The sequence below is a fragment of the Marinomonas epiphytica genome, assembly GCF_054780655.1.
Genome location: NZ_BAAGVX010000026.1, coordinates 534,147 through 548,899 on the forward strand (window position 1 = coordinate 534,147; position 14,753 = coordinate 548,899).

The window sequence follows — 14,753 nt, forward strand, 5'->3', positions numbered from 1 at the left end:
GTTTTGGTCTATATTTATCCGAAACGTTTCGGATAAAAGAAAACCGATATGAATAAGAAAAATAAAGTCACTTTAAAGTCGATCTCTGAGCATTTAAATATCTCTGTAACCACGGTGTCTCGTGCCTTGGCAGGATACAATGATGTTAATCCTCAGACCCGTGAACGTATTCAACAGGCAGCAGATGAGCTTGGATACGTTCCAAATTTAGCCGCTCGTCGCTTGGTTACAGGCAAAAGTAATGCGATAGGCATTCTGTTACCTGTTCCTTACGGTGATATGCGCGACCACTTTCTAAGTCACTTCTTAATGCATTTTGGGCAAGCTTTATATGCTCATAACCCAGCACTTGATCTAATTATTTCCTATGCACCTGAAGGTGAAGAAGAACTGGTTACCTATAAGCGATTCATTGACAGCCAGCGAGTAGATGCTTTTGTCGTGTTAAGAACTCGAAAATTTGATCCACGTGTTGAGCTACTGAAATCAAGAGGTGTTCCCTTTGTCACTCATGGACGCACGCAAGATGCGGATACTCATAATTGGATTGATACTGATGCCAGTGCGGGGTTTGGAGAGGCAACACAAAGCCTAATTAATAAAGGTCATAAAAAAATCTCTTTGCTTAATCTGCCAGAACGTTTTTATACCGCGAAATTAAGAGTAGCAGGGTATGAAGAGGCAATGAGTAAAGCTGGGCTAAGTTCTGATATTCACACTATGGAAATTGTCGAAAAAGACGCTTTTAACCTAGCGACTAGCTTATTGAAAAGTGCCACACCTCCTACTGGTTTTGTGTGTGCCTCGGACGTAATTGCATTTCAAGTAGTGAAGGCAGCGAAAAAGTTAGGGCTAGACCCATCCAAAGATATTCAAGTAATTGGTTGCGATGATTTGCCTTTGTCGCAAATCGGCGAGCCAAGCATCTCCACACTTAAAACCTCTATGGATGATCATAGTCAGTCCATTATTAGTATTTTACAAACTGAGTTGAATGGCCATGTGGTTGTACCGCGGCACAAGCTTATTAAGTACAAGTTGGTCGAAAGAGACACCAGTTGTTTGGACTTTGTGTCAAGCAACTTGCTGTAGCAAGCGTTCATCTCTCTAGATGGACAAGATTGAACCTTATAACAATGATAAAAAATAGGACCCTGAAAATGATAAAAAAATTAATTTTGCCAATTCTATTAGGATCTTCCGTAGCGTCAGCTAGCGATTTGATTTTTTACTCTACTCAAGCAAACCCTTTGAAAGAAGCGGATGCTATGAGAAATGATGTATTGATAAATTTCGATGGTGAAGTCAAATTTCTGCCGCAAGAAGCAGGACCATTCTTTTCCCGTATTCAGGCTGAAACCAGAGCGAACTCGATCTCTCTAGGCGTTTTAGGTGCACTACACGGGCAGTTTCCACAAATTAAAGATTCACTAGATTCTATTGATGATGTACTGGCTGATGTGCCTGAGATTGCTGCTAATAAAACAATGTCGCAACTTGGAGAGTTAAGTACTGGTGAGCAAAAGTACATTCCTTGGATGCAAGCAACGTACATTATGGCTGCGAATAAGAAAGCCTTGCCTTACTTACCAGAGGGTGCTGACATTAATGCCTTAAGCTATGATGAGTTAGCCCAGTGGGCTGCAACATTAAAGGCAGAAACCGGGAGTGCTAAATTAGGCTTCCCAGCAGGTGATAAGGGCCTAATTCATCGATTTTTACAGGGTTACCTATACCCCTCATTCACTAACTCTGTTGTGACAGAGTTTCGTAGTGACGATGCAAAAGCCATGTGGAAATGGTTTCGAGACACTTGGCAAAATGTTAACCCAAGGTCAACAGCCTATAGCTTAATGCAAGAGCCTTTGCTGACAGAGGAAGTATGGGTGGCATTTGATCACACGGCTCGTCTTAAAGACGCTTTTGATCAACGCCCAGATGACTTTGTCGCTTTCCCTGCTCCAGCGGCGAAAGCGGGTCGAGGTTTTATGCCTGTGATTGCTGGTTTGGCGATTCCTAAAGGAACACCTGACCGTGCTCAATCCGCAGAGCTAATCAAGTATCTCTCTGAGCCAGAGGTGCAAATTAAAACCTTAAAAGCAACAGGTTTTTACCCTATAGCGCAGGTCTCATTACCTGATGACCTTCCTTCCAATGTCAAAATTGCTGGTAAAGCGATTTCAACCCAAGCAAGTTCCGCTGATGCTTTACCTTCCATGCTGCCTGTTGGCTTAGGAGATCTAAGTGGGCGTTTTAGTAAAGTCTACAAAGATACGTTCCAACAAATTGTATTACGCAATGCCAACATTGATCAGATTCTAGATCGTCAAGCTAAGCAGCTGGCTTCTATTATGAAAAAAGCAGATGCACCGTGTTGGGCGCCAGATGCGCCGAGTGAAGGGGTATGTCCTGTTAACTAATAGAAGAACAGACCGTGATCTACTGAGGCGTCAGTAGATCACACTCGTTTACTCTAACAGGCCCGCGGAATATTTATGAATAAAAAATCTTATCCTTATCTATTAATTGCACCAAGTATATTGTTTTTGTTGGTGTTTTTTATTTACCCCTTTGTCGAAGTTTTTGTGCAAGCTTTTACTGACACAAATAATGAATTGAGTCTAATTAACTTTGACACGATCGTTAATGATTTTAACTTTCTCCCGTCATTGAAGAACACCTTGTTGCTAACGTTAGTCGTTGTTCCTACTCAATTGTGTATGGCAGTTGGGATGTCGCTGATGATCACGAAAATGAAAAAGGGTAGAGATACTGTCTTATATATTTGGACTATTCCACTAGGTATTTCCGATTTGGCCGCAGGAATTATTTGGTTGGCACTGCTTGATCAAAATGGCTTTTTAAATAGCTTTTTATTCTCAATAGGTGTGATCGATGGCCCGGAAAGCTGGCTAAATTATAACAATCCCGTGGCTATTTTTGTGGCGATTGTGTTTGCAGAAATATGGCGTGCGACAGCGATTTTGTTAGTCATAATTGTGTCAGGTATTGGTTTAATACCAAAGGAATATTATGAAGCAGCGGAAATTTTTGGAGCCAACGCTTGGACGCGCTTATGGAAGGTCACTCTGCCTTTGCTTCGGCCTAGTCTACAAACCGCTTTGATCTTACGGACACTATTAGCATTTGAAGTGTTTGCCGTTGTTATGTTGCTTGGTGGTACCAATATGCCAGTTCTAATGGGGGAAGCATTCAATTGGGCGTTTGAGTATCAAGACTCAGGAGCGGCGGCAGCTTACGCTGTTGTGATACTCGTGCTATCTGCCATTTTTACTTTGTTTTATTTGAAAGTGTTACGTGTTCCTAAGGAGGCGCAGGTATGAGTGAGTCAATAGATGCCTTAGTTGAACAAGAAATTAAGGCCGAGCATACCCGTAAAAAAGTTTGGAAGTGGCTATTTATCAGTGGCACTGCTTTTATTGTCGCTTGGATTGCTTTCCCAATTTACCTCTTATCCGTGAGTGCATTTAGCTCTGCGCAAGTGGTAAATGGGTGGCCGAAATCTTTTATTCCTGAGTTCGATTTAGAAACCCTCAGTTTCTTCATGAACTACTACGGCGTATTAGATGCACTGACTAACTCTTTGATTGCCGCGCTGTTCACAATGGTAATCTCTATTGGGCTTGGTACGCCAGCGGGTTATGCATTAGCGCGATTTGAGTTTCGTGGGAAAGATCTTTTTAGAATGCTGATATTGCTAACCAGGGCCTTTCCAATGCCTCTGTTAGCATTACCTTTGGCTGTGATATTTATCAATGTAGGACTTGATGACACATTATTTGGTTTGTCTTTAGTGCATGCCTCTTTAGCGTTGCCATTCGCCGTTCTAATAACGTCAAGCTTGTTTATGGGGATACCTGTTGAGCTTGAAGAAGCGGCTTGGGTATTAGGCTGTAATCGCTGGCAGGCTTTTATGAAAGTGGTTCTACCTTTGGCATTACCTGGTTTGACCGCATCCGCTGTATTTGCGTTTGTGATTTCTTGGAATGAAGTGTTTGCTGCAGCCGTGCTAACAATTAACAACCAAACATTAACGGCATTTCTCGTGCAGAGTTTGTCTTCATCACCGGCTGAGGTGAAGTTTGCCGGCGGGCTTATTTTAATTGTACCAGCCTTACTTTTCTTATTTGTAGTGAGAAAGTATCTCTTCAGTATGTGGGGAATTGCTAACCGCTAGAACCGTTTAAAGCGACGGATTAAAAGAACTACTAGGAATTAAATATGACTACTATTGCAATTGAAAATGTGAAGAAATCATTCGGCGATGCCCACATACTAAAGTCGGTTTCTCTGGACATAAGAGATCAAGAATTTACGGTGTTGTTAGGCCCTTCAGGCTGCGGAAAATCGACCCTATTGAGGATCATTGCAGGGCTTGAGAATCAAGACTCTGGCGAGATACGCATTGGAGACAGAGTGGTATCTCATTTGCCGCCCAAAGCGCGTAATGTCGCTATGGTATTTCAAAACTATGCGGTTTTCCCTCATATGACCGTGTTTGAAAACATAGCATTTGGTTTACGTATGAAGAAAGCTAGTGAAGAAAAGATTAAGGATAATGTTGAGCGATTCGCTAAGCTGATGCATATAGACCATTTGTTAACTCGATACTCGGGGCAACTTTCTGGTGGGCAACGTCAACGGGTGGCGGTTGCGAGAGCGCTAGCAGTAGAGCCTGATGTGTTACTTATGGATGAACCTCTATCAAACCTCGATGCACTTTTGCGTTTGCAAATGCGGGCCGAACTCAAGTCAGTATTGGCTGCTTCTAAAACAACCACGGTATATGTAACTCATGATCAAGTAGAGGCTATGAGTTTGGCCGATCGTATTGCCGTGATGAACGCCGGACGCATTGACCAGTATGATGTCCCCGATGAAATATACGCTAACCCTGCGACTAAATATGTTGGTAGCTTTATTGGTAACCCACCGATGAACTTTATTTCTCCTGGCCTTCAATCGGGCGATGTACCGAATGGAGCTTATGAACTGGGGATTCGTCCTGAAGATTTTGAGGTCTCGTTAGAAAATCAAGAAGGTTTTTGGCCGATACAAGTCCTGACTAGAGAAAGGCTTGGTTCGCATCAACAGCTTTCGGCAGAGCTTAATGGTGAACTCTTTAGAGTTAATATTGAAAATGAAGTTGAGATTGAACAAGGCTCAACTCTCTATTTAAAGCCTAAAAGTAATAAAACACGTTGGTACGCAGAAAACGGAAATATTATTCTATGAATAACACACAAGCATTAATTACAGAAGCAAAGCGTGTCTTAACCGTAAATGATTTAGGGGGGTATACAGTACCTACAAAAGGTTTATACCCCTTTCAGTGGAATTGGGATGCAGGGATCACAGCTTTAGGTTGGCTACACATCAATGAAGCGCGGGCATGGCGCGAGTTTGAAACATTGTTTTTAGGGCAGTGGGAAAATGGCATGGTGCCTCATGTCGTATTTCATCAAGAGTCAGATGATTACTTTCCTGGGCCTGATCAATGGGGAGTGGCCGGTAACCCGCCTAGTACTTCTATTTCTCAGCCACCATTGCTCGCTACTATGGTGAGAATGATTTTTGAACAAAGCCAAGATAAACTCCTTGCCCAAGAAAAATTAGATGAATTATTCCCAAAACTTGTCCGTTATCATGAGTGGTGGTACAGAGAACGTGACCCTCATGGGACTGGTTTGATCTCAAGCTTCCATCCTTGGGAGTCCGGTATGGATAACAGCCCGGCTTGGGACGATGTTTTAGCTCGAGTCCCTCAGGCGACTAGAGCGTATCAGCGCCGAGATCTGAACCATGTTGATAGCGATCAAAGACCACTAAAAGAACAGTATGATCGCTATGTCTATTTGGTGGACTTTTATAAAGAAAATAATTTCGATTATCAGGCTATTTATGAACATTGTCCGTTTCATGTGCAAGACATTAGTTTGAATGCGGTACTGCATAGAGCGACAAAAGACCTGATTCATTTAAACTCTGTAGTCTCGAATCCGGTTGATGTATCTGGATTGAGTCAGGCACTGCTTCAATCAGAGGAGGCTTTCAAAACCCTTTGGGATGATAAGTTGGGGTTGTTTTTAAACCGTGATCATAAAGCCAAGCAGACGATAAAGGTGAAAACCTCTGCGGGTTTTATGTCTCTTTACGCTGGTTTCGCGAATCAAGAGCAAGCTAATGTAATGGCGCAAGGAGTAGGTTTATGGCTAGATAAAGGACCGAAAGGCTTAGCCTCAACCTTTCCTGATGAGGATAAGTTTGACGCCAAGCGTTACTGGCGAGGTCCTTCATGGTTGCATGTAAACTGGATGATTGCAGATGGCTTTGAGCAATATGGTCACCATGAGGTAGCGCAACGGCTAAAACAAGCATCTCGCAACATTATTGACCAATCAGGCTACTGGGAGTACTTTGATCCTATCACTGGTGAGGGGTGTGGCGGGCCTGACTTCTCTTGGACCGCAGCAATTACTCTTCACTGGTTAGTGTAGTTAGGCGTTGAGAGCTGCCTAAGCGTTCTTTAGGCAGCGTTTTCTTTCAATACATTCAATGGGCGTACATCTATGAAACAGGAAGCATTTCTAAGAGAGTTATTTCGTGTCGCGGTGAATCAAGCACATCCTGATAATGGCCTTTTATCGGCTCTCAATGAATTACCACCTGCTTGTGAGGGTAAAACTTTAATACTTGGAGCAGGTAAGGCTGCAGCTGCTATGGCGCTTATTGCTGAGCAGTATTTTCAAGGTCAGGTAGAAGGTTTGGTCGTTACGCCTTATAACCATGGAGAGCCGACAAAACTTATAGAGGTAGTGGAAGCAGCCCATCCTGTGCCTGACAAAGCGGGTCAAGAAGTTGCCCAGCGAATGTTGTCTATGGCGGCAAGTTTGGGGGAAAGCGATCGACTCATCTTTCTAGTGTCTGGAGGCGGGTCAGCACTATTAGCATTGCCTGTTGAAGGTGTGACCCTGACCGAGAAGAAGAGCATCAATAAGCAGCTGTTGCGCTCTGGTGCCAGCATTGATGAAATAAACTGCGTTCGTAAAAAATTGTCGAAAATAAAAGGCGGTAAATTAGCCGTTGCCTGCGCGCCAGCACCAGTCTTTAGTTTTGCTATTTCAGATGTGCCTGGTGATGAGCCAAGTGTGATAGCCTCAGGCCCAACTGTGATCGATAACACAAGTTCTGAGGACGCTCTAGATGTAGTAAAACGCTACGGCATTGAGGTGTCTGGTGAAGTAATGAACATTCTGGAAAATTACCAAGGTGTTGATCCCTCAAGCCTACCGCAAGAGAGTTATTACAACATTATTAGCACTCCTCAGATGTCATTAGATGCTGCTGCTGACTATGCCCGTGCTCAAGGAGTGACCCCCATTATCCTTGGGGATCTTGAAGGAGAGTCACGGGATGTTGCCAAAGTTCATGCAGGCATCACAAGGCAAATTATTCATTACCAGCAGCCTATTAGTCCACCATGTGTGATCCTTTCAGGCGGCGAAACTACCGTTACGGTGAAAGGCCAAGGGAGAGGCGGACGCAACGCCGAGTTCTTGTTGGCTTTAACGCTAGACCTTAAGGGGCAAGCTGGAGTATCTGCTATTGCTTGTGACACAGACGGCATTGATGGCTCTGAGGATAATGCGGGAGCGGTTATGCTGGAGAGTAGTTATGAAAATGCCCTAGCTCTTCATTTAAACCCTAGAGATTACCTTGAAGACAATAATGGTTATGGCTTTTTTGAACAGCTTGAAGGGTTGGTTTTTACTGCCCCTACTAGAACCAATGTGAATGACTTTAGGGCCATTTATATTCAAGGTTAGAGAATGGTACTGGTCAATAGTCTCTGAACCATTTCAGGCAGGGGAGGTACTTTGATTGTGAGGAGGCTCTAAGCAAGCTTTGGAGCTCTCTTTTAGGTGTGAACTTTAACACTTGCGGTGTACTTTATTCGCCTCCTTTCGTTTTTCTTGTAGGACGGTTATTTACTCCATCAACTGTCGGTAATAGTATAAACTGCTATTAGATCAAACCTTTAAGTTGTTATTTAGTAAGGTGTTTTATGAAAATTGGAATTCTAGCAGCAGGAACTACCCCGGACTCTTTATTACCTCAATATGGTTCTTATGCGGGCATGTTTGTAGATTCTTTAGCCGCTCAAAACGCCTCCTATAGTTTTCAAATCTACGACGTGCATAGTGGCACTTTTCCTAATAGCATAATGGAATGTGACGCTTGGCTTATTACGGGTTCTCCTTCTAATGTAGATGAACGGACGCCTTGGATGAATAAATTGAGTGATTTCATTCGAGAGGTCGATGCAGATAAGCGTGCTTTAGTGGGTATCTGCTTTGGGCATCAAATTATTGCTGATGCGTTAGGTGGCGAAGTAGAAAAATTCATAGGCGGTTGGGGTGTCGGTGTACATCGTTACCAATCCGTTGCTGTAACCAAGGTTGCGGATAAATGGACACAGCAACTACCTGAGTTTTCTATCTGTGCTATGCACCAATATCAGGTTGTCAAAAAGCCTTCAGGTGCAAAAGTGTTTGCTCAATCCAACTTTTGCCAAAATGCTGGATTAGTCTACGGCCAACATATAGTGACATTACAAGGCCACCCTGAGTTTAGCAAAGCCTATGAAGCTGAACTGATTCATGCGTTAAAAGGGGAGAGCTTTGAAAGTGATGTTGCTGACCAAGGATTGAGAACCCTTAACTCTTTAGAACTAGACTCCCCACAGGTCATCACTTGGCTGTCTGACTTCATCTCTCAAGCCCATCAAACAAGACAGGCATACTTATAAGCCTATAATTAACTAGGACAGGCATGCTTAAAGGAAGAAAACTTGTTAGGATATAGCAATGAACTCGTTCATTAAGATTAGGATAGTATGAAAAAGGGGGCATACTATCCCATTAGTATGGCCTTGCACTTATTTATTTATAAGACGGTAAGTAAATTGGCCGCTAATGTGTCCAATATTATCGATAGTGTTAATGCGAAATAGCCCCTGCCCTTCTTCTTTGTTAGGGTCGACCACTGATACAGCTTGGCCATTTAAGACTATTTGGTAAGCTTCGTTAAAACTAATGTGAATGATTTCCGACTTGGGGTCTTCAATCAAAAAGTTATTGGTCAAACGTATTTCACGACTTGCACCCCGTATCCATTGGCCAATGATTGATTGAGCTTGAAAAAGGTTATCGGGATGCTCCACCTCAGCGTTTTCAATGAAAAGCTGTATTTTGTCACCAAGAATAGGTTTGTTTTTTCGTAACTCTGTTCTTAATTCAAGCGCCTTTAAATCACCTTCGACGTTATCTTGGTAATTTTGTAGTGCTTCTAACTGGGTTTGGAAGTTGTCCTGATTAATAAAAATCGAAGCTGATGGCGGAGCTTGAGCATAATCACTTCCGAGTATTTGAGTAAGTATGAAATGACTCTCTTGCGCTTTTTCACGGAGCTCCTGTAGTTGTTCGCTTTGTGAACTGGTTAGGCTCGATTCTGTAAATACTGGATCTTGTATAGAGGTTTGTTGTTTTGGTGTATCTTCAGTGACAGCGTCATTATGGTTTGTGTTCTTGCTGATTTCCGTTGCAACGATAGGTTGAGCATCTTCTTGGTTAGGTTTATGGGCAGTGTGTGGCTCAGAGGTGATTAGGCTACAACCAGATAGAAAAAGGGTAAATAATAAAAGCCCTAGGCGATGAAAAGGCATGTACAAATCCTGATAAAAGTATGCTCAAAAGAATGGCAAGTATGATGGATGGCTAGCCGGATGTCGAGGTGATCGTTATTTGGTCGATGAATTTCATAGGTAAAATAAGATAATGATTATTTTACCTATGAATAAAGACTAAGAACGCGCCACGTGATTAAACACTATGCATTCTTCTAGTGTAATGCCTTGGCCGCCAAATATGTCTAGCGCACTGCCTATGGTAAGGTCTACCTTTCCATTCGAGAGGGTTTTTACTTCTCGCAAATCTTCTATTGAACGCGCTCCGCCTGCGTATGTTACCGGAATAGGGCAAGCTTCTCCTAAGAGGCTAACAAGGTCTTTATCTATCCCTGCCTGTAAGCCTTCTACATCTGCTGCATGAATTAAAAACTCATCGCAATGGTTGGCTAGTTCAATTAAATTCTCTCGATTGACCTTGGTGGAGGTAATTGTTTGCCAGCGGTCAGTAGCGATGCTCCAGCCATCCTCTGTTTTGCGACAGCTTAGGTCTAGTACAAGCCTCTCGATGCCTGTTTCACGCTTGATTTTATCAAGACGATCCCAAGAAAATTCCCCATTTTGGAATAAGTAGGAGGTAACAATGACATGTGAAGCGCCAGCGTTGAGGTATTTTTCTGCGTTGCTTTCATTAACTCCGCCGCCAAACTGTAGCCCATTTGGGTAGGCTCGTAAGGCATTTAGAGCTTCCTGGTCATTGCCTTTACCCAAAGCAATAACATGGCCTCCTGTTAGCTCTTGTTCTCGATATAGATTCGCATAATGCGTAGCATCATATTCGCTGATAAAGTTTTCTTTAGCGCCTTTGTCGTTCAGGCTGCCACCAACAATTTGTTTAACTTTTCCTTGGTGTAAATCTATACAAGGGCGAAACAAGGTCACAAATAAGCTCCAACGGTTAGTCCAAAACGAGAAGTTTAACCGATTTAGACAGTTTTAACGATAAATTGTGGGATGGAAACTATAAAAGAAAAAAGAAAAGTTTATTGATAATTGATATTATTTGAGAATCAAATTCATTATTTCTTGAGTCCAGATGATTTCGTTCAGACAAAGTTTATTGTACTTACTATTCACGTGTTCAATCATTCCATATGTGAACGCAATTGAAGGAGAGGTTTTGGAGCAAAGAATGCGTGAACTTAGTTTAACTGTTGAGCCTGCGTACGACGCGTTAATAGAGAAAGCAAGCCAGCATCAGTTGGTCGCAATTGGTGATGCGCATTTTCATGACGAGCTTATGAGCTTTGTTACCTCGCTAGTCATTCGCAAAAGCTTTCACGAGCAAATACAGCACATCATTGTTGAATTCGGTAATAGCCGCTACCAATCTTTGCTTGACGATTACCTGTTAGGAAAGCCTGTATCAGATCAAGACATAAAACAGGTATGGCAAGACGCGTTGTATTTTACGGCCTGGGCTCCAAAGGTTTACTCGGATTTTTTTAAGCAAATACGGTCCTTTAATCAACATCAAAAAAAAGCAGATAAAATCAGAGTCACGCTTGCTGAAGCCTCTTTCGATTGGCGTGAAATTGAATCGAGCAAAGAATGGCAGATGTTAGCGAAGAGTAAGGTAACTGGTTACGTTAACACTATTAATGGGAGCCTTAGAAAAAACGAAAAGGCGCTTTTGATATTTGGCGCATTTCATACCATAAACCTCGCTGAACGATTTTCTAGGAATTCACCTGTTGAACAACAGCCGCTAGTTAGTCGCTTGAAGCATAATGGCTATGATATCTATACTGTTTGGCCTGTTATTCAACCTAAAATCATGGCCGGGTTAAGGCATAATCATGCAGCTATTCCTGGCCTTATGAGTGTAGAGAATGGTGTATTTAGAAACGACGATCCTTTTGTAGACTACTTTGCGAAAGCAAAACCGGCCCTGATGGCTCTACAGGCAACAGACGCAAGAGCGCATGAACTATTTGACGCCATGCTTTATCTTGGGAGCATTCAACCAAACTACAAACTTGACTCGAGTGTGCTTGAAGATAGCGAATTTATTCGTACTGCAAGCAGACGAGTAGATATGATAGGTGGTCGTGTGAAATCGAGATTCTATGAAATCGTCAACCAATCTATAGAATCTAACTAGGACAGGCATAATTAATTTGGAGCCTAGCTGGGACAGGCATGGTTAATGTGCTTTACTTAGTCCGAATGAAAGTCGGAAAAAGAAATGTTAATACTATCGAATAAGGTAACTATTCCAGAAAGTGAGATAGAGCTTACGGCAATCAGGGCCCAAGGAGCTGGTGGTCAGAATGTAAATAAAGTTTCTTCGGCGATTCACCTGAGATTCAACATCCAGAAGTCTAGTCTGCCGGAATTTTATAAGCAGCAATTGCTACAGCTTAACGATTCTAGAATCAATAAAGAAGGTGATATTGTTATAAAAGCTCAGCAGTACAGAACTCAGGAAATGAATAGGGAAGATGCCCTTCTTCGTTTAAAGGCCGTAATTCTTGATGCTGTACAAATTCAGAAAAAGAGGATTGTGACTAAGCCTACCAAGTCCTCTCAACGCAAGCGTATAGACCGGAAGAAACAAAAGGGTCACATAAAAAACTTGCGTCAAAAGGTTAGCTATTAGTTAACCTTATTCTATCTAAGTAAAGGCGACTTTCCATAAAATACCAAGCCCAATAGAGCAAAACAGCATACCGCATATAAGATCTATATAGCGGCTAGCATTACCTAGTATTTTTTGACTTGACGGTTTTGTTAGGAGCCAAGCTAATGCAGAAAACCAAGTGATTGATAGCCCCCATATCAGTATTAAAGCACTTACTTTGATTTCCCAAGAGGTCGTCACAGGGATCAAACTCGACATTAAGCTTACAAAAAAAACCAACGCTTTAGGGTTTAAAATATTGGTTATAAACCCCTTAGAAAAAGCTTGACGCCTATGACTAATAAGCATTTCGCTTGGAAGCGTTAAAGTATGTTGCTGGCTCCAATTCTTATAAGTAGCAAGCAGAGCATTGAAACCTAGATAAAGTAGGTATAATCCCCCTGCTATTTGTAGCATCTGAAATAAGAGAGGGTTTTGTTGTACTACTAAGCTTACCCCTACAATACTCAATATGGCATGCGTAAGGATGCCGAGTGAAAGGCCAAGAGCAACGAAGCTACCTGTTTGTCGACCATAACGACTGGCATTTTGCACTACTAATGCGAAATCAGGACCAGGACTAATGAGAGCAATAAAGTGCACTGTAGCAAGAGTCGCTAACATTGCGATTTCATTCATAATTTCCTCCTTTTTGATCAAAGTATTATCGCAAAATAGTTGAAAGGAAACTTGTAAAAAACGTACAAATTAGCTTATTTTCGAGGGTGGAATACCAAATGCTCTTTTAAATGCTTTACTGAAATGAGCTTGGTCAAAGAAGCCAACTTGCAGTGCCACTTCTACACAGGGGATGCAAGCTTTTATTAAATAAAGGGATTGTTCTAGACGCAAACGAGATAACCAAGCATATGGTGTGATTCCCATTTTGTTCTTAAAGTGGCGTTGAAATTGGCTTGTACTAAGGCCACATAAGTCGGCTAACTCTCTAAGAGTAATGGGCTCTGATAAGTGGGCTATAAGAAACTCCCTAAGTTGACGTATGTTCTTGTCACCAAGCTTAAACTCATCTGAAATTGGCTTTTTACTATAGCGCTGGATAATTGCTGCGAAGGTTTCATATGGAAGACAGTCTTTTTCTAGTTGACTGAGTTCACTTTTACTAAGTAATTGATATGAGTAAAAAAGCTTATTAAATAAGTGTTTGTCATGAATTATCTCAGTAGTGAAGTGTATGCCAATACTCTTGTCCGCAAAATCTTGCTCAGTCAGCCAACTGGGTTCAACAGAGAAAACACAGCTTTTATAGCCTTCCTCTTCTAGTGAGCGCCCATCGTGTAAAACATCAGGAGGCATGATAACTATGTCACCTTTACCTGCTTTATGCTTCGTTCCTTGAGCGTTAAAGCTTTGTTTGCCATCAATGAACAACCCAAAGTGATAATCTAGGTGGTAGTGTCGGCTGAAGTTGAATGTTCGATAATGTCCATCAATTAGATTAATTTTTGGTTCAGGTGTTTTGCGATGATGAATTGTATCCATACTTCCTCCTACTTAAGTGTAAGGGTAATGTTTTCTCAGAAAAGAGTCTTGTAAATAATTATCATGCTTTTTAAGGATCTTAACTAAGACAGGCATATTTATTTAGAGCGACGTCCTAAATTTGTTCTACACTTTAGTTCTATGTTCTCAAGGAAGAGGAACGAGCTATGGCGATCGCAAGAAGTCAGCTGGTGAGTGTGCAAGACACGCCTTTTTACCACTGTGTTTCCCGTTGTGTGAGACGGGCATTTCTATGTGGAGAAGACCCATTAACTGGGGTAAGTTATGAACACAGACGAGCTTGGGTTGAGAAGCGTATATTGTACCTAGCCAGTGTGTTTTCCATTGATATCTGTGCTTATGCCGTAATGAGTAATCACTTGCATTTGGTACTGCACATCAACCTTCAAAAGGTGAACGCTTGGTCCACCATGGAAGTGCTAAGAAGGTGGCATAAACTTCATAAAGGAACGACGTTTACCCAGCAATTTGTGAAAGGGGAAGCGCTGCCTGAACATACTCTAGCTTTAGTTGAAGAAACCGCAAACACCTATCGAAATCGTCTTTGTGACCTAAGTTGGTTTATGAAAGAATTGAACGAGCCTATCGCAAGAAAAGCCAATGAAGAGGATGATTGTACGGGGCATTTTTGGGAAGGAAGGTTCAAATCTCAAGCCTTGTTAGACGAGGCTGCACTTATCGCTTGTATGGCGTATGTAGACCTAAATCCTATAAGAGCAGGCGTATCTAACACTCCTGAAAAATCAGACTTTACCAGTATTAAGCAGCGTATTAATGCACTCAAACAAAAACGACAACCGAAAGCACTATTTTCTTTCGTAGGGAATCCAAGAGACTTAATGC

The 14,753-nt window shown here is 42.0% G+C and carries 15 protein-coding genes; 11 read left to right on the plus strand and 4 right to left on the minus strand.

All coding sequences use genetic code 11. The features are described from left to right. Window positions 1-48 precede the first annotated feature (48 nt). The 8 genes from ACYVGZ_RS07580 (at window position 49) to ACYVGZ_RS07615 (ending at window position 8,830) form a co-directional block, all read left to right on the plus strand. Complete coding sequence (locus ACYVGZ_RS07580) at window positions 49-1,092, plus strand: LacI family DNA-binding transcriptional regulator (protein WP_460753453.1); 1,044 nt, start codon at window positions 49-51, stop codon at window positions 1,090-1,092. Between the two features lie 68 nt (window positions 1,093-1,160). Further along, on the plus strand, window positions 1,161-2,420 hold the full coding sequence (locus ACYVGZ_RS07585) for an extracellular solute-binding protein (protein ID WP_460753456.1): 1,260 nt from the start codon (window positions 1,161-1,163) through the stop codon (window positions 2,418-2,420). Window positions 2,421-2,495: 75 nt separating this feature from the next. Further along, window positions 2,496-3,344, plus strand: a complete 849-nt coding sequence (locus ACYVGZ_RS07590) for a carbohydrate ABC transporter permease (RefSeq protein ID WP_460753459.1) — start codon at window positions 2,496-2,498, stop codon at window positions 3,342-3,344. Next, window positions 3,341-4,198, plus strand: a complete 858-nt coding sequence (locus tag ACYVGZ_RS07595) for a carbohydrate ABC transporter permease (RefSeq protein ID WP_460753462.1) — start codon at window positions 3,341-3,343, stop codon at window positions 4,196-4,198. Before ACYVGZ_RS07590 ends, ACYVGZ_RS07595 begins: the two co-directional genes overlap by 4 nt. A gap of 44 nt (window positions 4,199-4,242) precedes the next feature. Continuing rightward, the gene (locus ACYVGZ_RS07600) at window positions 4,243-5,256 is read left to right on the plus strand and encodes an ABC transporter ATP-binding protein (RefSeq protein ID WP_460753467.1); all 1,014 of its coding nucleotides are present in this window, start codon (window positions 4,243-4,245) and stop codon (window positions 5,254-5,256) included. Continuing rightward, window positions 5,253-6,518, plus strand: a complete 1,266-nt coding sequence (locus tag ACYVGZ_RS07605) for an amylo-alpha-1,6-glucosidase (RefSeq protein ID WP_460753470.1) — start codon at window positions 5,253-5,255, stop codon at window positions 6,516-6,518. The genes ACYVGZ_RS07600 and ACYVGZ_RS07605 overlap by 4 nt, the downstream gene beginning before the upstream one ends. A 72-nt stretch (window positions 6,519-6,590) precedes the next feature. Then, a complete protein-coding gene (locus tag ACYVGZ_RS07610; protein ID WP_460753473.1) occupies window positions 6,591-7,847 on the plus strand; it encodes a glycerate kinase type-2 family protein in 1,257 nt (418 codons plus the stop codon). A 239-nt stretch (window positions 7,848-8,086) separates the two neighbouring features. Then, window positions 8,087-8,830, plus strand: coding sequence for a type 1 glutamine amidotransferase (locus tag ACYVGZ_RS07615; protein WP_460753476.1), 744 nt, complete (start codon window positions 8,087-8,089; stop codon window positions 8,828-8,830). A 129-nt stretch (window positions 8,831-8,959) separates the two neighbouring features. On the opposite strand, the gene ACYVGZ_RS07620 is transcribed toward ACYVGZ_RS07615, so the two are convergent. Together ACYVGZ_RS07620 and hisA are read right to left on the minus strand one after the other, a co-directional pair. Beyond that, on the minus strand, window positions 8,960-9,745 hold the full coding sequence (locus tag ACYVGZ_RS07620) for a hypothetical protein (protein WP_460753479.1): 786 nt from the start codon (window positions 9,743-9,745) through the stop codon (window positions 8,960-8,962). Between the two features lie 138 nt (window positions 9,746-9,883). Next, entirely contained in the window at window positions 9,884-10,648 is a 765-nt protein-coding gene (gene hisA / locus ACYVGZ_RS07625; RefSeq protein ID WP_460753481.1) for a phosphoribosylformimino-5-aminoimidazole carboxamide ribotide isomerase, read from the minus strand. A gap of 250 nt (window positions 10,649-10,898) precedes the next feature. Here hisA and ACYVGZ_RS07630 point away from each other — a divergent pair, with 250 nt between their 5' ends. Both ACYVGZ_RS07630 and arfB read left to right on the plus strand, forming a co-directional pair. Next, on the plus strand, window positions 10,899-11,870 hold the full coding sequence (locus ACYVGZ_RS07630; RefSeq protein WP_460753484.1) for a hypothetical protein: 972 nt from the start codon (window positions 10,899-10,901) through the stop codon (window positions 11,868-11,870). Between the two features lie 84 nt (window positions 11,871-11,954). After that, entirely contained in the window at window positions 11,955-12,368 is a 414-nt protein-coding gene (arfB, locus tag ACYVGZ_RS07635; RefSeq protein ID WP_460753486.1) for an alternative ribosome rescue aminoacyl-tRNA hydrolase ArfB, read from the plus strand. Window positions 12,369-12,383: 15 nt separating this feature from the next. On the opposite strand, the gene ACYVGZ_RS07640 is transcribed toward arfB, so the two are convergent. Beyond that, complete coding sequence (locus ACYVGZ_RS07640; protein WP_460753490.1) at window positions 12,384-13,028, minus strand: LysE family translocator; 645 nt, start codon at window positions 13,026-13,028, stop codon at window positions 12,384-12,386. 69 nt (window positions 13,029-13,097) lie between these two features. Next, window positions 13,098-13,889, minus strand: a complete 792-nt coding sequence (locus tag ACYVGZ_RS07645) for a helix-turn-helix domain-containing protein (protein WP_460753492.1) — start codon at window positions 13,887-13,889, stop codon at window positions 13,098-13,100. 167 nt (window positions 13,890-14,056) lie between these two features. Between ACYVGZ_RS07645 and ACYVGZ_RS07650 the strand changes: the two genes are divergently transcribed. Further along, the coding region (locus tag ACYVGZ_RS07650) for a transposase (RefSeq protein ID WP_460753495.1) at window positions 14,057-14,753 on the plus strand (697 nt) is incomplete at its 3' end.